Origin of the sequence: Nesterenkonia massiliensis (assembly GCF_000455245.1) — a bacterium.
Classification (GTDB): domain Bacteria; phylum Actinomycetota; class Actinomycetes; order Actinomycetales; family Micrococcaceae; genus Nesterenkonia; species Nesterenkonia rhizosphaerae.
The window spans coordinates 17202-34697 of sequence record NZ_HG005169.1 but is presented as its reverse complement, the minus strand read 5'-3'; the positions used below and the strand labels follow the sequence as shown (position 1 = coordinate 34697).

Sequence of the window (17496 nt, the reverse complement as noted above, 5' to 3'; positions counted from 1 at the left end):
GGCATGACCACGGCAGCTCCCACGGCAGTTCGCGGATCTTCCGCCGCGCCTATGCCGACCCCTTCTACGTGCAGCTCACCGGAGCCGCAGAGCCCTGGTGGCAGCAGCTGGAAGCCCAGAGCGGACAGCAGCTGCGCACCTTCACCGGGGGACTGGACACCGGCACCAAGCGCAGCACCGCTGACCTGCAGCAGCTCCTAGCCTCCTCAGGCGTGGCCGCGGAGCTGCTGGACCCCGCTGAGGTGGCCGAACGCTGGCCGGGACTGCGCGTGGACGAACCCGCCTGCTTCCATGAGCACGCCGGCTGGCTCAACGCCGACGCCACCCTGGAGGCGATGACGGCACTCGCGCAGGCCGCCGGTGCGCAGCTGGTCACCGGCGCCGCCGTAGAGCGTCTGGAGACTGGAGGTGCCGGCATCACGGTGCACACCAGCGGCGGCGCCTCCTGGCAGGCGGCCCATGTGGTGCTCTGCACCGGCGGATGGCTGCCCGAACAGCAGCCCACCCTCTTTCAGGACCTGGACCTGGAGAGGGCCAAGGTGCCGCTGCCGGACTTCACCGTCAAGCAGCAGGAGGTCTTCCACTTCCGGCAGCGTGACCCGCAGGCGCACTATCCCACGGTGGTGCACAAGGGCCTGGCTGAAGCCGGCGACGGCGAGTTCTACACACTGCCCTCAGGCTCCGACGGCGGCCCTGAACCTGCCATGAAGATCGGCCAGTTCGACAGTGCCGTGACCACCACCGCCAGCGGGCGGGACAAGGTCATCGACCCGCGGGCACGGCAGGCAGTGCAGACGTACCTGCAGCGGCACTTCCCCGGACTGGAGCCGCAGCCCACCGCAGAGATGAGCTGCCTGTTCACCATGACCGGGGACCAGGACTTCCTGCTGGATGCGGTGCCGGTCGGCGAGGGCTCACTGACAGTGGCCTCACCCTGCTCCGGGCACGGCGCCAAGTTCGCCCCGCTGATCGGGCGGCTCATCAGCGACCTGGTCGAGGGCAGACCGGCAGTTTCACGCTTCGCCCTCCGCCGCTGAGCACATCGTTCCAGAGGCCGTCCCGGCTCGCGCACAGTCTCCTGGTGAGAAACGTCCATTATCCTGGGTGGATGACCTCGCGCCCGGACCCCTTGCTTCGCAATATCGCCGGCAGCGCCCGTGAGCGCAGCGCCGGAGAGCCGCTGGCACATGAGAACCTGGCGGAGATCATCGGCTTCAACGTCAGGGCGCTGCGCCAGCAGCACGGTCTCTCGGTCTCGGACATGGCGGCCAGGATGGGGCTGTCCAAGGCGATGCTCTCCAAGATAGAGAACGCCCAGACCTCCTCCTCGCTGACCACTCTGTCCATGCTGGCCCAGGGGCTCGATGTGCCGGTGACCTCGCTGTTCCGCGGGGCTGATGCCGAACGGGAAGCCGTCTACACCGCCGCGGGCAGCGGCCCGATGATCACCCGCAACGGCACCAAGGCCGGGCACGCCTATGAGCTGCTGGGTGCCCTGCGGGGTCAGCACAAGCGGCTGGAGTCCCTGATGGTGACCCTGAGCCAGGACTCCGATGCCTATCCGCTGTTCCAGCACCCCGGCACCGAGTTCATCTACCAGCTGGAGGGCGTCATGGAGTACGGCCACGGCATCTCCAGCTACCGGCTGAGTCCGGGGGACTGCCTGCAGTTCGACGGCGAAGCCCCGCATGGCCCCACCAAGCTGGTGGAGCTGCCCATCCGGTTCCTCTCAGTGATCGCCTTCCCGGACAACACCTCCCACTGATCGGTGCTGAGCACGGCGGGCTAGGGTTGCCGTCGGCGAAGCCGCCGAGCCTGGTTCAAGCGCTGCACCCCCCAGTTCAGTTGCTTGGGCACTTTCTCCGTTCTCACCCGGAAAATCCGCGCTCATAGCGGAGAAAGTGCCCAAGCAACGCGTAGAGGTGCCGGGGACGTGCCCCGAGGGCATCACTGAAGGTCAGCTCAGCGGTGGTTCGGCGCGGGGCGGACGGGCTGCTGCAGCTCGGTCACCCAGTCGGCCTGGTCCTCGGACTCAGCCCGGACGTAGAGCTCCCGGCAGGGCCCCGAGGGCTCGAATCCGCGCGCCAGGATCTCCTCATGCAGGGCCTGCCAGCTGTGATGGATCCGGTCCATGGCCCCGAGATGGACGGTGACGAACGCCTGCTCCTCCGCCGGCAGGGTGATGATCTCAAAGCCATCCCTGGCCTGGCCGCCGTAGGCGTATCCCACGGTGACATGGGTGCTGTCCTCGGTCATCGAGTAGACGGCGATCGGGGTCTCCAGGGTCCCGCAGGCATCGCCGATGATGGCAGCGATGCTGTCGAAGGCCGGACCGACGACGCCGGCGATCTCCGGCTGCTCGCCCACTGTGGAAGTCCGGGCGGCCAGCCGCACCGAGGGCAGTGATTTCTTGATGATGTCCATCTGGGACACGGGACTCTTCCTTTCGATGAGGTGGAGCCTCCGCTGCACGTCGGCAAGCCGAGCGGCCGCCGTCGTGTACTCCTCCTCCACCTCGGCGCGGCGCCGCCACAGCATGGCGGTGAGCGCCTCGGCGTCCACCCCATCGGAGAGCAGAGCCGCGATGTCCTCGATCCCGAAGCCCAGCTGGCGCAGCGCCATGATGCGGTGCAGCCGCTCGAGCTGTTCGGGGTCATAGGACCGGTAGCCGGTGAAGGGATCAGTGTGTGCAGGCACCAGGAGGCCGGCCCGGTCCCAGTGCCGCAGCATGCGGTGGGTGACCTGGCCGATCTGTGCGAAGGCTCCGATGGATAACACGGTTCCACCTCATCGTCTGACACTGTGTCAGGGTCAAGCCTGGCACAGCAGGGACCCCGCCGGCGACGACGTCTCCTCGCCCCGCACAGCAGACAAGGATGAGGTGCCGCTCCCTGGAGAAGCAGCACCCCCGGTGATGTTGCTTGGGCACTTTCTCCGTTCTCAGCGGGAGAACCCGCCCTCATAGCGGAGAAAGTGCCCAAGCAACTGTGGAAGCGCCATCTTAGATGGCGTCGGCGCCGTGCTCGCCGGTGCGCACCCGCACCACGCCGGAGAGCTGGGTGGACCAGATCTTGCCGTCGCCGATCTCCCCGGTCCGGGCCGCGGAGGCGATCGTCTCGATGATCTCCTCTGCCTCCTCAGCAGGGATGACCACATCGATGCGAGTCTTGGGCAGGAAGTCCACCGTGAACTCCTTGCCGCGGAAGATCTCACGCCGGCCCTTCTGCGTGCCGTGGCCCTGCACGTCTGAGACGGTGAGGCCGCCCACGCCCTTGGCCGCGAGAGCCTCGGTGACGTCGTCGAGCTTCTTCCGCTGGATGATGGCGGTGATGAGCTTCATAGTTCAGATCCTCACTTGATGTCGTAGGCGGTCTGGCCGTGCAGGGTGAAGTCGAGGTCCTCCTCGGTATCCTCCGTGACCCGGATCCCCATAGTCTTGTCCATGACCTTGGCGATGATCCAGGTGACGCCGAAGGCATAGATGCAGGTGACGCCGATGGCGGCGATCTCGCCCAGCAGCAGGCTCCATTCTCCACCGAAGATGATGCCGCGGATAGGCTCATCGGCGGTGTAGGTGGCCCATCCGAAGAACACCACGAACAGCGCTCCGACGATGCCGCCCACACCATGCACCGCGAACGCATCCAGCGACTCATCGATGCCCAGCTTGACCTTCCAGGTGCAGGCCCAGGCCACGAAGGCTCCGGCGATGAAGCCCAGCGCCAGGGCGCCGAAGGGCTCCACGGCGTCGGCTGCCGGAGTGATGGCCACCAGTCCTGCGATGATGCCCGAGCACATGCCCAGCACCGTGGCCTTGCCTGTGCGGATCTTCTCATAGGCCATGAAGCCCAGCATGCCGGTGCCTCCGGCGAAGAGGGTGGTCATGATGGTCCACTGTGCCAGGTAGTTCGCTCCGCCTGCTGTGCCGCCGTTGAAGCCGAACCAGCCCATCCACAGGATGCCGGCACCCAGCAGCACCAGCGGCATACTGTGCGGACGGTCATCCATATCTTTGCGTTTGCCCAGCACTAGGGCCAGCGCAAGAGCCCCGAATCCAGAAGCCATATGCACTGCGGTGCCGCCGGCATAGTCGTGGAAGTTCAGCGTGTTGATCATCCAGCCGTCGCCGAAGACCCAGTGGCCCAGCGGGAAGTAGACCAGCGTGGCCCACACCACCGAGAAGACCAGCCAGGCGGAGAACTTCATGCGTCCCAGCGCGGCTGAGGCGATGATCGAGACGGTGATGCAGGCGAAAAGCGTGTAGAAGGCCAGGTCGACGGTCTCCGAGAAGCCGCCGTCGACCCCTGACTCCTCATGCCCCACCATGCCGAAGTAGTCGGCGGGGTTGCCGATGATGCCGCCCAGGGATTCGCCCAGCACCATGCCGTGCCCAAAGAGCACATAGATGGTGGCGACCGTGCCCAAGGTGGTCAGCGTCATGGCGAACATGTTCAGGACGCTCTTGGATCCTGACATGCCGCCGTAGAAGAGCGCCAGGCCGGGGAACATCAGTAAGACCACTGTCATAGCGGCCAGAATCCACGCAACGTCTGCCATTTCCTGTGGATCTACCATCCGTGCAGACCTCCATTCAGTTAGTGCGAGTGATCGGTTCAGTGTGGTGAGTGCTATTACGCAAGTGCGGTGAACTGGAGTGAAAAACGCGTGTCTCAAACGAGTGAACAGCGTTTTATAACAGTAAACAGCGGTTTATTTCAGACAGGTGTCGCCGGGGCAATAACTGAGTAACGAAAGTGACCTCTGTGATTTTGAAGCCCACCCCGATTTGATTCGAGATCTTCACTCTGGGTTCACCTTCTCGCCACCTCGACGTCGATTCGCCACCACACAATGACGCGGAAGCACAGAGAGGTTCACCACACCCATGGCAATTCAGACCCAGGAGCGGCGCGCTGCGGAAGAACCGCAGACCCCGGCCGATCCGCCCACCGCCCCAGACGAAGCGGTGCTGGCAGTTGAGCGCAAACGCGCACGACGGCGCCAGAGCTCCAAGAACTGGAGCCTGTTCCTGCTCTTCGCCGGACCCAACATCCTGCTGATCCTCGCCTTCATCTACTACCCGCTGATCAGCAACATGTACTACTCCACCCTCGACTGGCGGCTGGGCTCCCCGCGCGCCACCTCGGTGGGCCTGGACAACTACATCCGCTTCTTCACCTCACCCTCCGGGGTCGAAGTCTGGCGGGTCACCGGCATCTTCACCGCCGGGGCCGTCATTGGCTCCATGGTGCTGGGTCTGCTGATCGCCCTGGTGCTGAACAAGAAGCTGCCTGGACGCACGATCGCCCGCACGGCAGTCTTCAGTCCCTATGTGCTCTCCGGTGTGGGTATCGCTCTGGTCTGGAACTTCATCTTCGACCCAGCCCGCGGTGCGCTGAGCCATATTCTCGGCTTCTTCGGGATCGCCTCCCCAGAGTGGTACTTAAACGAGGACTGGGCGTTGCTGATGGTCATCATCGTCTACGTCTGGGCCAATCTCGGTTACTGCGCAGTGGTCTTCCTGGCCGGGCTGCAGTCCATCCCGCAGGACCTCATCGAAGCTGCCACCATCGACCGGGCTGGTCCCATCCGCCGGTTCTTCAGCATCACCCTGCCACTGCTGACCCCCACCGTGTTCTTCCTGCTGGTCACCAACATCATCTTCTCGATGACGCGCGCCTTCGACATTCTGCGCACCATGACCCCCACCGGACACGGCACCAACACCATCATCTTTGAGATCTACCTGCAGAGCTTCGGTGCCTATCAGCGTGCCGGCTACTCGGCTGCCATCGCCGTCGTCCTGTTCTTCACGCTGTTCGTGATCACCGCAGTCCAGCTGCGCTTCGTGGAGAGGAAGGTGCACTACCAGTGAGCCTGACCAACACTCCCACTACTCCTGCGGCCGCCGCGCGGGCAGTCAGCCAGCCCACGGTCAAACCCCGGGCCGCCTGGCGACGCGCCTTCGAGCCTCGCCACCTGGCCGACACCCTGCTGACCGGTTACCTGCCCATCATCATTGCGATGCTGATCATCGTGCTGCCGCTGGGCTGGATGATCTCCTCCAGCTTCAAGCCCGCCGGTGAGATCGTCACGCTGAACCCCACCCTCCTGCCTCAGGAACCCACCCTGGATAATTACGACGCCGTGGCCAGCCGGGTGCCGCTGCTGACCGTCCTGGGCAACAGCATCTACGTCACCGTCATCGGCTCCACTATCAAGGTGCTGCTGGCCATCACCACCGCCTACGCGCTGGTCTTCATTCGCGTCCCGGGCGCCAACCTGATCTTCCTGGGCATCCTGGTGGCCCTGATGGTGCCCGCCGAGGTCTCCATGCTGCCGAATTACCTGACCATCACCGGCCTGGGCGGACGCAACACGCTCTGGGGCATCATCCTGCCCGGACTCGGTACCGCCTTCGGCACCTTCTTGCTGCGCCAGCACTTCAAAGCACTGCCCAAGGAGCTCTTCGAAGCTGCAGAGCTCGACGGCGCCGGACACTTCCGCAAGTTGTTCCAGATTGCGCTGCCGGTATCCCTGCCAGCCATCGCCACAGTGGCTCTGGTGACCGTGGTCAACGAATGGAACAGCTTCCTGTGGCCGCTGATCATCACCGATACCCCGGACAAGATGACTCTGCCGGTGGGCCTGAACCTGCTGCGCTCGATCGAAACCACCACCGCCAGCTACGGCATCCTCATGGCCGGCGCGGTGCTGGTGATCGTGCCGATGCTCATAGTCTTTGCCGCCCTGCAGCGCTACATCGTGGCGGGCCTGACCCAGGGGGCCGTGAAATAGCCCCTTAGGTCAGGGTCCGGCGTCGTCGTCGGCGTTGCGACAACCTGAATCACCCATGAAGAACCACCTGTTGAAGAATCAAGGAGCACCATGAAGAAGCTGTCTACCGGTCGTGCCCTGCGCGGCACCGCGGTATTCTCCCTGGCCGCCCTGGCACTGACTGCCTGCGGCCCCGACACCTCCGGCGAATCCGCCGAAGCAGAAACCAACGACACCGACTGGTCCTCCGTGGAGTCAGCTGACTCGATCATCTTCGCCACCAACCACCCCGGTGGCTCCCAGGACATCGAGAACGAGCTGATCGAGGAGTTCACCGACGAGACCGGCATTGAGGTGGAGGTCATCACCTCCGGCGCCAACTACGAGGAGACCTCGCAGTGGTTCCAGACCGGCGGCGGCTCCAACGCTGATGTCATCGTGCTCTCCGACGCCACCTGGTTCCCCAGCTACCTCAACGATGCGCTGGCACCGGTTGATGAGCTGCTGGAAGCAGCCGAGGTAGACACCAGCCGCTTTGTGACCGCCCTCTACGATGACTACCTCTACGAGGACGCTCACTACGGGGCACCTTATGCACGCTCCACCCCGCTGTTCTACTACAACGCAGACCAGTACGAGGAGCTCGGCCTGGAGGTGCCCACCACCTGGGAAGAGGTCGCAGAGAACGGTCGCGCGCTGGTGGAAGCCGGTCTGACCGACTCCGGCTTCTCCTTCCCCTCCGCTGACTCCTACGTGTCCTGGACCGCTGCCAACCTGGCGTGGGCCTACGGCGGCGCATGGAGCGAGGACTGGGACTTCTCCGCCATCGCCTCCGACGGCACTGTGGAGGCCCTGGAGTTCGCACAGGACGGCGTCGGCGACTGGGCCACCGTCTCCTCCACCACCCCTGATGATGACTTCGGTGCCGGCGTGACCTCCCAGGCCATCGCCTCCACCGGCTCCCTGGTGGGCATCCTCTCCGTGGCCGACTTCGAGGTGGGCACTGCCTTCCTGCCCGGTGGTCCTGCCGCTGAGGGCGAGACTCCCACCGGTGGTGCGGGTCTGATGATCGCCTCTGCCTCCTCCCCGGAGAAGCAGCTGGCTGCTGCCATGTTCATCGGCCACATGACTCAGCCTGAGAACACCGCTCGCTTCTCCCAGGCCACCGGCTACGTCCCGGTCAACCAGGACTCGGATATGAGCGATGTCTACGCCGAGACCCCGCAGTTCGAGACCGCTGTGGAGCAGCTCTCCCGCAGCCGCAGCCAGGACAACGCCCGGGTGTTCCTGCCCGGCGGTGACCTGGAACTGTCCCAGACCCTGCAGGCCATCCTGACCGGCGACGGCGACGTCCGCGAGCAGCTGGAGGCCCTGCAGACACAGCTTGAGGAGCTCTACGAATCTGAGCTGGCCTCCGAGCTGGACTAATCCTTAAGAAGGAACCCGCCGGATCGTCCCATCCGTTGTTGCGCGAACCGCCCATTTCCGGGCCTTGAGCGCAACAACGGGTGGGACTTTCTGTCTCTAGCTCCGGCGAATGCCAGCCGTTGTGGCGGCCTGTTGTGGCGGCGTCGTCGTTAGCTACAGTGAGCTGCAGGGGGACGCACCACAAGACCTAGATCTTCAGGAGGGCACATTGGCCGAGAAAACCCCGCATCAGAACGTCACCTTCCCTTTGCACAACGACGGAGTGTCGGCACCGGCAGAGGTCACCGACACCGGCCACGGCTACCTAGCCACCCCGCCCTCAGGATCCGGGCCCGCCGTCATCGTCATCCAGGAATGGTGGGGACTGACCGACCACATCAAAGAGGTGGCCGACCGGTTGGCAGTCCAGGGATTCGTCGCTCTGGCCCCCGATCTCTACGGCGGCTGGATCACCCACGACGGCGAGGAGGCCGGTGAGATGATGTCCAAGCTCCCGGCCGAGGAGGGCGCACGTCAGCTGGCTGCCGCCACCGACTATCTGCTCGGCCACGAGGCGGTGACCTCCAAGACCGTGGGTGCCATCGGTTTTTGCATGGGCGGCGGATTCGTGCTCGCACTGGCCGCACAGCAGGGCGAGAAGGTCTCTGCCGCAGTGCCGTTCTACGGTGTGGGCCAGGGCATCCCGAACAGCTACGCCGGGGTGCGTGCGGCCGTGCAGGGACACTATGCCGAACACGATGAGAGCTACCCGGTGGACCAGGCGCGCGCTCAGGAGCAGCAGATCCGCGAGGAGTCCGGCGCTGAGGTGGAGTATTTCTACTATGACGCCGGCCACGCCTTCCACAATGACGAGAACCTCATCGGCACCTACGATCCCGACGCCGCCAGACTGGCCTGGGACCGGGCGGTGGACTTCCTGCGCAAGAAGGTCGCGTAAGCCTCTCCGCGGGCGGGGTTACGCGTTCGGTCACGCGGCTTGACGGTATTTTCGGCCTGTCAGCCTCGGTTTCGACGTGAACAAGGGTCACAGTGCGCGACCGAACCGGTGACATAGGGTTAAGTCATGAGTACGTCATACCGCTGGAGCACCCTAACCACCGCTGATACCGCGGCGTGGGCGGAGTTGGTCAATCACCTGGCCGTCGTGGACGGTACTGAGGAGTTCTACTCGGCCGAAGACCTTGCTGAGGAGCTTGAGGACCCCCACCTGGACCCCGTCCAGGACACTGTGGCGATATGGGCGGACTCTGAGAGCGGAACCGAAGAGCTGGTGGCGTTCGGAGTAGCGCGGCTACGCCAGAGTCTGGACCACGAAGGCAATGCCGGGGTGCCGTTAGAAGGTGGCGTGCACGTGGAGCACCGCGGTCGCGGCATCGGGACCCAGCTGATGCAGAAGCTCGAGGCCCGCGGTGCGCAGAAAGTCGCGGATCGCTACCCCGGAGTGCAGTACTACTTTGCCACCGGCGGCGGACTGGAAGAGTCCTCAGCGCGGACCTTCCACCTGGCCCGCGGCTACCAGGTGGCCCGCTATTTCAATCTGATGAGCCGTCCGCTGAGCTGGAACCAGACGCACTCCCCGGACTCCGCTGCCGCCATCACTGGGGGCCGCCAGCTCCCTGAGGGAGTTACCGTGCGGGCACCGGAGGAGAGTGATGAGAAAGCAGTGTTCGAAGCCCACGCAGCGGCCTTCGTGGACCACTGGGGCAGCGCCCCGCCGTCGCCTTCGGTATGGCATGAGACTTGGACCTCCCGCAGCAACCGCGCGGCCGTTTCGCGGATTGCAGTGGATGCTTCTGGGGCCGTGCTGGCCTATGCGCTGTGCGGCCAGTGGGTGGACCGCGAGCTCTATGTGAACCTGGTGGGCACAGTCCCCGCTGCCCGCGGCAATGGGCTGGGCAGCGCGGTCCTGGCGCACACTATCGAAGCCGCAGCCAGCAGCGGTGACTACGACGTCATTGAGTTGGACGTGGACTCCGAGTCCCTCACCGGCGCCACCAGGCTGTACGAGCGCCTCGGATTCGCTGTGAAACACACCAGCGCCGCCATGCGCCGCTACCAACAGCCGGCTGACAAGCACTGATCTTCTGACCATGTCCGACCTGACCATGCCCGAACAGAACCAGTCCGAGCAGGACCAGTCCGAGCAGGATCAACCGGAGGGCGCGCCCAGCCGTCCAGCCGGGATCCGGCTCGCCGCGCTGCCCGGAGCCACACCGGATAAATGGGCGCACCGCTGGCGGGACCGGTACCGGCATATCCCGCTGTGCGTGGACTATTACGACGACGACGCCCGCCAGCCACAGCGCCTGGAAGCCGGGCTGGCGGATGTCGGCTACGTGCGGGTGCGGGCGGAACAGGACGTAGACACTGATGTGCTGCACCGGGTGTGGCTCTACGAGGAGCTTCCGGTGGTCTGTGCCTCGGCCGAACACTGGGTAGCCGCAGCTGAGGATGTGGTGCCCTGGGCGGAGATCGAACAGGAAACCTTCTTCACCCCGGACCAGATGGTGGAGCAGGATCCGGAGCCTGATGTTCCTAAAACGGGGGCGGAGTTGGGCCGCGGTGAGCGGATGGCCCTTGAGGTGGTGGCTTCCGGTGCAGGTCTGCTGATCCTGCCGAACTCCGTGGCCCGGATGCTCTCACGTAAGGACGTGGTGATCCGCACCGTGGAGGGGCTGCCCGGCTGGCAGGTGGGTCTGGCCTGGCTGCGCGAGCGTGACAGCGAGGACATCCAGGAGTTCGTCGGCATTGCCAGGGGTCGCAAGCCAGGCTCTGGACGCAGCGAACTGCAGCAGACTCAGTCCGCAGCGCCGAAGAAGGCTGACACCAAAGGTAGCGGCAAGGCAAAAGGAGCCAAAGGCGCGACCGGCAAGCCGGCTGCACAGCGCCGGGGGCCTGCCCCGCGCGGATCCAAGCCAGCTAAGGGCAGGAAGCCCTCGCGCCGTCGCTAACCCGGCAGCTGTTCGCGCAGCGCCTGCGCGGCAGCCACGGTGTCTGCTGCCTCGGTGACAGCCCGAACCACCACAACCCGCTCGGCACCGGCCTCGGTGACCTCGTGCAGATTCTCAGCATTGATGCCGCCGATGGCGAAGAACGGTTTGGCAGTCTCCAGGACTGAAGCGCGTGCCGGGAGCTCAGTGCCCACAGCGGCCCGGCCGGGCTTCGTGGGGGTCTCCCATACGGGCCCGGTGCAGTAGTAGTCGATGCCGATGTCCTCCACTGCTGCCCGCACCTGCTCGAAGGTGCGGCAGGAGCGGCCGATCACGACGTCGTCGCCCAGAATGGCGCGCGCCTGGTCAGTGGAGAGATCCTCCTGGCCCACATGGAAGACATCCACCCCGGTGATCAGCGCCAGGTCCGCCCGGTCATTGGCGGCCGAGAGTCCACCGTGTTCATCGGCGACCTGTTTCAGCAGGGTCAGTGCGGCAATCTCGGTCTGCACTGAGACGTTCTTATCCCTGACCTGGATAATGTCCACCCCACCGGTGAAGGCGTCCACGTAGAACTGACGCAGGGACTCAAGATCCAGCTCATCCACGGGTCCGGCGTCAGGCCGAAGAATGAATCGCTGAAGATCCGTGCAGACGTAGAGGCGGGCGGACAGCAGTCGCTCACGGCGCAGCTGGCCCAGTTCGGAGGGCTCGGGGGTCAGGGCGGATTCGCTCATGCTTCCGAGACTAAAGCAGAAGGCTTCGCATCTGCTGGATTCCCGCCGGTGCCTGCTGAGACGGCGCTGACCTGCGTCCATATGGTGAGCAGCCTGATAGCCGGCGTTGACCGTGGACACAGGTACTCCGAAGATGTGAGCTGTGTCCCGTTCTACATCACCGGCTGAGTCCCGCACTGCGGCACCGGCTGACCAGTCTCCGCGCAGCGCGAAGCTCGCTGTCACCGTCTTCCCGCTGCTGATCATCGGTGGCGCCGTCGCCGCCCTGCTGGCTCCGGCGACGTTCTCTCCGCTCAGCGCCGGGGTGACCTATGCGCTGATGATCATCATGTTCGGCATGGGCCTGACTCTGACTCTGCCGGATTTTGCGTTGGTGCTGCGCAGGCCCGTTCCGGTCATTGCCGGTGTGGCCTTCCAGTTCGCGCTGATGCCGCTGCTGGCCTTTGCCATTGCCTGGGTACTGCAGCTGCCTCCGGCCCTGGCTGCCGGCATGATCCTGGTGGGCTCTGTCCCCGGCGGGACCTCGTCGAATGTGGTGACCTATCTGGCCCGCGGCGACGTCGCCCTCTCGGTGACCATGACCTCTATCTCTACCCTGCTCTCACCACTGCTGACTCCACTGCTGACGCTGTGGCTGGCAGGTCAGTATTTGCCGGTGCCTGCCGGTGATATGGCCAAGAGCATTGTGCAGATTGTGCTGATCCCCGTGGTGGCAGGCATTGTGCTGCGTCTGCTGCTGCCGCGCATCGTGGTGGCTATCCAGCCTGCACTGCCCTGGATCTCGGTGCTGGGTATCACTTATGTGGTGCTCGCCGTGGTCTCAGGCTCCCACGACGTGCTGGCCTCGGCCGGAGTGCTGCTGATTGTGGGCATCATGATCCATAACCTGATGGGCTACGGACTGGGCTATGCCGCCGCGGCACTGACCCGGGCACCGGTGCCCACCCGACGCGCGATCTCGGTGGAAGTCGGCATGCAGAACTCCGGGCTGGCCGCCGGTCTGGGCAGCGCGCACTTCTCCCCGGAGGCGGCGCTCCCGGGAGCGATCTTCTCGGTCTGGCACAACATCTCCGGCGGCCTGCTGGCCTCCTACTGGGGCAGGCGCCGGGCCGCCCCTGAGGTAGCCCAGGACTGAAGAAGTACTGCCTGAAGAGTACCGGTCTAGAGGTTCCGGTCTAGGGAACCCCACACACGACGACGGCGGCCCTCCTGTGTACCAGGGGAGCCGCCGTCATCGTGCTTAACGTCATTGTGTCTAGTGGTGATCAGGGCGCTTCTGAGTCATCTGAGACTAAGTCCAGGAAGGCCTGGTTGAAGTCCTCCAGGTCATCGGGAGTCCGCGAGGTGACCAGACCGTCGCTGACCACTGCGGATTCATCCACCCACTCAGCGCCAGCGTTGGTCAGGTCTGTCTTCAAAGACGGGTAGCTGGTGACCGTGCGGCCCTGGACGGCGCCGATTTCGGTGAGGATCCAAGGTCCGTGGCAGATCGCCGCCACGGGCTTGCCGGCGTCGAAGAAAGCCTTGACGAACTTCTGGGCGTCCTCGTTGATGCGCAGCGTGTCTGCGTTCAAGGTGCCGCCGGGCAGCACCAGTCCGTCGTAGTCATCCGGGTTCGCGGAGGAGAGAGCAACGTCGACGTCGAAGTGATCGGCATGCTCCCAGTCACCCTTCATGGCCTGGATCTGCCCCTCCTCGGGGGAGACGAGGACGGGAGTGCCGCCGTGTTCCTTAATGGCGGCAAGGGGCTCGGTCAGCTCGGGCTGCTCCACGCCGTTGGTGGTCAGCAGGGCGATCTTCTTACCAGTGATGTGGCTCATGAAGTCCTCCTTCTCGGGTCAAAGCAGCATGCGCTGTCGCTGATCACGCTAGGAGTCGCAGCTTGGGCCGCAGGGGACATCGGCTCAATGTTCCCTGGACGGCCAGCGCGCGATGGTGACCGCGGCCGCATCGCGGAGCTCAGAGCACCTGGGCGGCGTCGTCGAAGTCCAAGCGGCCACCGCGGGGACGGATCGCATCCTCATCGGCAGGGTTGGGCCCGTGGCCCACATTGATGACCACCAGGGTCTTCCATCCGTTCTCGGTATGCACCACTGAGTCCACTCCAGCAGCATTCAGGCCGGTCATGGGGCCCACCTCCAATCCATGGGCGCGCAGTGCCAGCAGCAGGTAGCCGATCTGAATCAGCGCTGACTGCTGGCCGACACTCTCACGCATGCCGCCCTTATTCGCGAAGCTCTCGCGTGCACCCTCGCGCTGCGGTGCCAGCACATCCATACGCTCGTGCCAGTCAGCGGTGTAGGCAGCAACGATGGTCAGCGGAGCCGCCTTGGTCTTGGCCTGGTTGGCCTCCATGAGGTGCTTGATGACGGCGTCGCGGGTCTCCCCGGGGGTCAGCACGGTCAGCCGCAGCGGCTGGGAATTGAACGCGGTAGGAGCCCAGCGCAGATCCTCATATGCGCGCTGCACCAGAGCAGGGTCCACAGGCTCATCAGTGAATGTGTGCGTAGTATGCGCACCGGTGAAAAGACGGTGGAGTGCATCGGGCTCCAGTTCCTTCAACAGGGTGTCGGTGGAAGGGCTCTGCTGCGTGCTCATCAGGATGATCTCCGTGGGGTCGGTGAATTGGTGTCGAGGGTCTGCAACGCGGGGATGAGCCAGGTTCTTCCGCGGCCGTGAAAAGCTTGAGCTATGTCACCTCGTATTGCTGTTGTGGGCGCAGGGATCGCCGGAGCCTCCGTAGCTTTCGCGCTGGCGCGCAGAGGCGCTGCCGTGACCATCATCGATGACGGCTCGCCGGGGCAGGCGACGGCGGCCAGTGCCGGCATCATCGCCCCATGGGTATCCACCGCCACCGGGCCCTTCTATGACCTCTATGCCGCAGGCGGCGCCTACTATCCCGTGCTGCTGGAGCAATTAGCAGAGGCTGGCATCACCCGCACCGATTACAGGCGGACTGGTTCTTTGATAGTGAACCGGGATGCTGCGCTTCTGCACGCGGCAGAGGAGAGGGTCCGTGCCCGGGTCGAGGTCGCCGGGTCAGTAGCGGGTGAGGTCCAGCGGCTGACCAACGCTGAGGCCCGGCAGCTCTTCCCCGCGCTGGCAGAGGATGTGGAGGCGGTGCTGCTCACCGGTGGCGGTCGGGTGGACGGGCGAACGCTGCGGGATGCTCTGCTCACCGCAGCCGGGACGCTCGGAGCACAGCGGATCACTTCTGATGCCCAACTGGTGAAGGATGGAGCCCGTACTGCTGTGCGCGTAGAGGATGGCCTGCTGGACGCTGATGCCGTCGTCGTAGCGGCAGGGGCGTGGAGTGCTCAGCTTCTGGAGGCTGCGCATGCTCCGGTCCCGGTGGCCCCGCAGCGTGGTCAGATCACCCACCTTCGTCTTGAGGGGGCTGACACCTCCGCGTGGCCGACCATTGCCCCCCTGTCGCACCACTACATTGTGGCTTTCGACGGCGGCCGTGTGGCCGTGGGTGCCACGCGTGAAACGGGCAGCGGATTTGATCCCCGGGTCACCGCTGCTGGGCAGCTGCAGGTCCTGCAGGACGCTCTCGGTATTGCCCCGGGACTCGCCGAGGCGACGGTGCTGGAGACCCGGGTGGGACTGCGGCCGCTGGCTGATCATGGGCTGCCGGTGGTGGGTACGCTTCCGGGGCACGCGGATGTCTGGGTGGCCTCGGGGTATGGGCCGGCGGGGCTGACCATGGGACCGCTGTTGGGAGATATCTTGGCCCGCGGTGTGCTCGGCGAGGACGTCCCGGAGTTGGCGCCACTGGCTCCTTGAGAGCTTCTTGAGTACGGGCTTTCGGGTTCGGCCTCGACCGGCTCAAATCGCGCCTCGAGCAGCGCTTGAGGCCTGGTCCCATTGATAGCGCCTGATCGGAGTACACTAATCAGCACGTCGTCACGGTGGGATCACTCGCACTCATGGCGGCGGCCAAGCGGGCGTAGCTTAATGGCAAAGCTTCTGCTTCCCAAGCAGACGACGCGGGTTCGATTCCCGTCGCCCGCTCCGCATCTACGGCGGCTCACTGGACTCTGTTGAATCGGTCCGGCGGGCCGCCGTTGTCGTCTGTGCCGGGATGTCAGCTCGGTAGTGGGATGGGCGTGGCGCGGCCCAGTGGGGGCTCAGCGGCAACAACCGATGGGATCCGCCGAGATCCGCTCCCCGTTGTCCCATTCGTTGTTGCGCTGAAGGCCCGGAAAAGACCGATTTCTGCACCATTGGATGGGAATTCAGCCTGGAGAGCTGACCCCCGGGCAGGAACAAGAGCATGATGGGCCTAGCGGGCGCGGACCCAAGCACTGGCACCGCTGGGACATTATTGCCCGACGTCCTGCAGCCTGAACCCCCGGGCAGAATTCGCTGCCGGTTTCAGTAGGCTAGAGCCATGGCTGAGCGCAGGGAGATCAGGACCGCCGTGGTCGGTGCCGGAGTGGTCGGGCTCCTTTCCGCCTGGCGGCTGCGGCTAGCCGGACATGCGGTGACCATCATCGATCCCGCCCCGGTCAGCGGAGCCTCATATGCCGCCGCAGGCATGCTCGCCCCCATCAGCGAAGTCCAGTACGGGCAGCAGGAACTCTGGCCACTGATGGCCGCCTCCCGCACAGAGTATCCGGAGCTGCTGGCCACTCTGGAGCAGGCGACGACGACGCCCACCGGCTACCTCGAGAACGGCACCCTGCTGCTGGCCGCTGACCCCGGTGACCGCGCCGCCGTCGTCGACTTAGTTGACCTTCAGCAGCGCCACGGCATGCAGGTTGAACCGCTGACCTCCAGTGCCCTGCGGCGCCGTGAGCCTGCCCTGGCCCCGGTCGCCAAAGCCTGGGACGTGCCCAGCGATCACCAAGTGGATCCGCGCCAGCTGGCCAGATGCGCCACCGCGGCGCTCAGCGCCGATCTCAGCGGCACATTTCCTGAGGCCGGACCTGCTGCGCAGTGGGTAGCAGCTTCCGTCACGGAGATCGAACGTGAAGCTGGCAGGGTCCGGCTCACTACCGAAGACGGTCACCATATCCAGGCGGACAAAGCACTGCTGGTGCCCGGGCTCGGGTACACCAGCATCGGCGGCATCCCGCAGCGGCACCCGCTTCACCTGCGACCAGTCCACGGCGATGTGCTGCGGCTGCGGGTACGCCCAAGCCAGCTGCTGCCGGGGGAATCCCATGTGCTCAGCACTACGGTGCGCGCCAAAGTCGGCGGCCGCTCGGTGTACTTGGTGCCGCGTGCTCATGGGGGACTAGTCATCGGCGCATCCTCCCGTGAGGACGACCTGGCCGACACTCACGCCGGTAGTGTGCTTGAGCTGTTGGAGGATGCCGCCACAGTGCTGCCTGCGGTGCGCGAGATGCAGCTGGAGGAAATCACTACTCGCGCCCGCCCTGGCACCCCGGATGACCGGCCATACCTCGGTCTGCTGGCAGCTGATGAGGGCGACGGCGCCGTCGCCGTCTCCACAGGCTTTTCCCGCCACGGGATCCTGCTTGCCCCGCTGGCGGCTCGACTGGCCGCAGCCCTGCTCGGTGGTACTACCTCCGGGACAACTGGCCTCAACGACACTGGCCTCGACAACACCGACCAGCAACTCCTGGAGACCATGTCTCCGGCCCGCTGACCGA

General features: G+C 65.1%; 17 protein-coding genes and 1 tRNA gene. 12 read left to right on the top strand and 6 right to left on the bottom strand.

The features are described from left to right. Both TX78_RS08730 and TX78_RS08725 read left to right on the top strand, forming a co-directional pair. A partial coding sequence (locus TX78_RS08730; RefSeq protein WP_044495540.1) for an FAD-dependent oxidoreductase occupies positions 1-1037 on the top strand: 1037 nt, incomplete at its 5' end. A gap of 71 nt (positions 1038-1108) precedes the next feature. Beyond that, positions 1109-1765, top strand: coding sequence for a helix-turn-helix domain-containing protein (locus tag TX78_RS08725; protein ID WP_044495538.1), 657 nt, complete (start codon positions 1109-1111; stop codon positions 1763-1765). A 197-nt stretch (positions 1766-1962) separates the two neighbouring features. On the opposite strand, the gene TX78_RS08720 is transcribed toward TX78_RS08725, so the two are convergent. From TX78_RS08720 to TX78_RS08710, 3 genes are all read right to left on the bottom strand, one after another. Beyond that, complete coding sequence (locus tag TX78_RS08720; protein ID WP_044495536.1) at positions 1963-2778, bottom strand: MerR family transcriptional regulator; 816 nt, start codon at positions 2776-2778, stop codon at positions 1963-1965. A gap of 223 nt (positions 2779-3001) precedes the next feature. Beyond that, on the bottom strand, positions 3002-3340 hold the full coding sequence (locus TX78_RS08715) for a P-II family nitrogen regulator (RefSeq protein WP_044495535.1): 339 nt from the start codon (positions 3338-3340) through the stop codon (positions 3002-3004). Between the two features lie 11 nt (positions 3341-3351). Beyond that, positions 3352-4575 (bottom strand): ammonium transporter, encoded by a 1224-nt coding sequence (locus TX78_RS08710; protein WP_044495533.1) that lies wholly within the window; start codon positions 4573-4575, stop codon positions 3352-3354. Positions 4576-4885: 310 nt separating this feature from the next. Here TX78_RS08710 and TX78_RS08705 point away from each other — a divergent pair, with 310 nt between their 5' ends. The 6 genes from TX78_RS08705 (at position 4886) to TX78_RS08680 (ending at position 11156) form a co-directional block, all read left to right on the top strand. Continuing rightward, positions 4886-5875, top strand: coding sequence for a carbohydrate ABC transporter permease (locus TX78_RS08705; RefSeq protein WP_044495531.1), 990 nt, complete (start codon positions 4886-4888; stop codon positions 5873-5875). After that, a complete protein-coding gene (locus TX78_RS08700) occupies positions 5872-6798 on the top strand; it encodes a carbohydrate ABC transporter permease (RefSeq protein WP_407635385.1) in 927 nt (308 codons plus the stop codon). The genes TX78_RS08705 and TX78_RS08700 overlap by 4 nt, the downstream gene beginning before the upstream one ends. A gap of 90 nt (positions 6799-6888) precedes the next feature. Next, a complete protein-coding gene (locus TX78_RS08695) occupies positions 6889-8205 on the top strand; it encodes an ABC transporter substrate-binding protein (protein ID WP_044495530.1) in 1317 nt (438 codons plus the stop codon). A gap of 208 nt (positions 8206-8413) precedes the next feature. Beyond that, complete coding sequence (locus tag TX78_RS08690) at positions 8414-9142, top strand: dienelactone hydrolase family protein (protein ID WP_049897693.1); 729 nt, start codon at positions 8414-8416, stop codon at positions 9140-9142. A gap of 126 nt (positions 9143-9268) precedes the next feature. Next, positions 9269-10285 carry a GNAT family N-acetyltransferase gene (locus TX78_RS08685; RefSeq protein WP_044495529.1) on the top strand — a complete coding sequence of 339 codons (1017 nt, stop codon included), beginning with the start codon at positions 9269-9271 and terminating at the stop codon, positions 10283-10285. A 10-nt stretch (positions 10286-10295) separates the two neighbouring features. After that, complete coding sequence (locus tag TX78_RS08680; RefSeq protein ID WP_049897691.1) at positions 10296-11156, top strand: LysR substrate-binding domain-containing protein; 861 nt, start codon at positions 10296-10298, stop codon at positions 11154-11156. Here TX78_RS08680 and thiE read toward each other — a convergent pair. Continuing rightward, positions 11153-11872: a thiamine phosphate synthase gene (gene thiE, locus TX78_RS08675; protein WP_044495788.1), complete on the bottom strand. Its 720-nt coding sequence runs from the start codon at positions 11870-11872 to the stop codon at positions 11153-11155. The genes TX78_RS08680 and thiE overlap by 4 nt on opposite strands. Before the next feature lie 142 nt (positions 11873-12014). Here thiE and TX78_RS08670 point away from each other — a divergent pair, with 142 nt between their 5' ends. Next, on the top strand, positions 12015-13007 hold the full coding sequence (locus TX78_RS08670) for a bile acid:sodium symporter family protein (protein ID WP_044495528.1): 993 nt from the start codon (positions 12015-12017) through the stop codon (positions 13005-13007). A 130-nt stretch (positions 13008-13137) separates the two neighbouring features. On the opposite strand, the gene TX78_RS08665 is transcribed toward TX78_RS08670, so the two are convergent. Then, positions 13138-13692, bottom strand: a complete 555-nt coding sequence (locus TX78_RS08665) for a type 1 glutamine amidotransferase domain-containing protein (RefSeq protein WP_044495527.1) — start codon at positions 13690-13692, stop codon at positions 13138-13140. A gap of 139 nt (positions 13693-13831) precedes the next feature. Further along, positions 13832-14470 (bottom strand): malonic semialdehyde reductase, encoded by a 639-nt coding sequence (locus tag TX78_RS08660; protein WP_044495525.1) that lies wholly within the window; start codon positions 14468-14470, stop codon positions 13832-13834. 93 nt (positions 14471-14563) lie between these two features. Here TX78_RS08660 and TX78_RS08655 point away from each other — a divergent pair, with 93 nt between their 5' ends. From TX78_RS08655 to thiO, 3 genes are all read left to right on the top strand, one after another. Beyond that, positions 14564-15661, top strand: coding sequence for an NAD(P)/FAD-dependent oxidoreductase (locus TX78_RS08655; protein ID WP_044495523.1), 1098 nt, complete (start codon positions 14564-14566; stop codon positions 15659-15661). A gap of 157 nt (positions 15662-15818) precedes the next feature. Continuing rightward, positions 15819-15889, top strand: a tRNA-Gly gene (locus TX78_RS08650). A gap of 379 nt (positions 15890-16268) precedes the next feature. Next, positions 16269-17492 carry a glycine oxidase ThiO gene (thiO, locus tag TX78_RS08645; RefSeq protein WP_044495522.1) on the top strand — a complete coding sequence of 408 codons (1224 nt, stop codon included), beginning with the start codon at positions 16269-16271 and terminating at the stop codon, positions 17490-17492. Positions 17493-17496: the final 4 nt, after the last annotated feature.

What these genes read in the sequence shown, in the direction of transcription:
- TX78_RS08725 (WP_044495538.1), top strand. Translation starts at nt 1,109, where the DNA reads ATGACCTCGCGCCCGGACCCCTTGCTTCGCAATATCGCCGGCAGCGCC.
- TX78_RS08665 (WP_044495527.1), bottom strand. Translation starts at nt 13,692, where the DNA reads ATGAGCCACATCACTGGTAAGAAGATCGCCCTGCTGACCACCAACGGC.
- TX78_RS08710 (WP_044495533.1), bottom strand. Translation starts at nt 4,575, where the DNA reads ATGGTAGATCCACAGGAAATGGCAGACGTTGCGTGGATTCTGGCCGCT.
- TX78_RS08715 (WP_044495535.1), bottom strand. Translation starts at nt 3,340, where the DNA reads ATGAAGCTCATCACCGCCATCATCCAGCGGAAGAAGCTCGACGACGTC.
- TX78_RS08655 (WP_044495523.1), top strand. Translation starts at nt 14,564, where the DNA reads ATGTCACCTCGTATTGCTGTTGTGGGCGCAGGGATCGCCGGAGCCTCC.
- thiO (WP_044495522.1), top strand. Translation starts at nt 16,269, where the DNA reads ATGGCTGAGCGCAGGGAGATCAGGACCGCCGTGGTCGGTGCCGGAGTG.
- TX78_RS08705 (WP_044495531.1), top strand. Translation starts at nt 4,886, where the DNA reads ATGGCAATTCAGACCCAGGAGCGGCGCGCTGCGGAAGAACCGCAGACC.
- TX78_RS08685 (WP_044495529.1), top strand. Translation starts at nt 9,269, where the DNA reads ATGAGTACGTCATACCGCTGGAGCACCCTAACCACCGCTGATACCGCG.
- TX78_RS08680 (WP_049897691.1), top strand. Translation starts at nt 10,296, where the DNA reads ATGTCCGACCTGACCATGCCCGAACAGAACCAGTCCGAGCAGGACCAG.
- thiE (WP_044495788.1), bottom strand. Translation starts at nt 11,872, where the DNA reads ATGAGCGAATCCGCCCTGACCCCCGAGCCCTCCGAACTGGGCCAGCTG.
- TX78_RS08660 (WP_044495525.1), bottom strand. Translation starts at nt 14,470, where the DNA reads ATGAGCACGCAGCAGAGCCCTTCCACCGACACCCTGTTGAAGGAACTG.
- TX78_RS08695 (WP_044495530.1), top strand. Translation starts at nt 6,889, where the DNA reads ATGAAGAAGCTGTCTACCGGTCGTGCCCTGCGCGGCACCGCGGTATTC.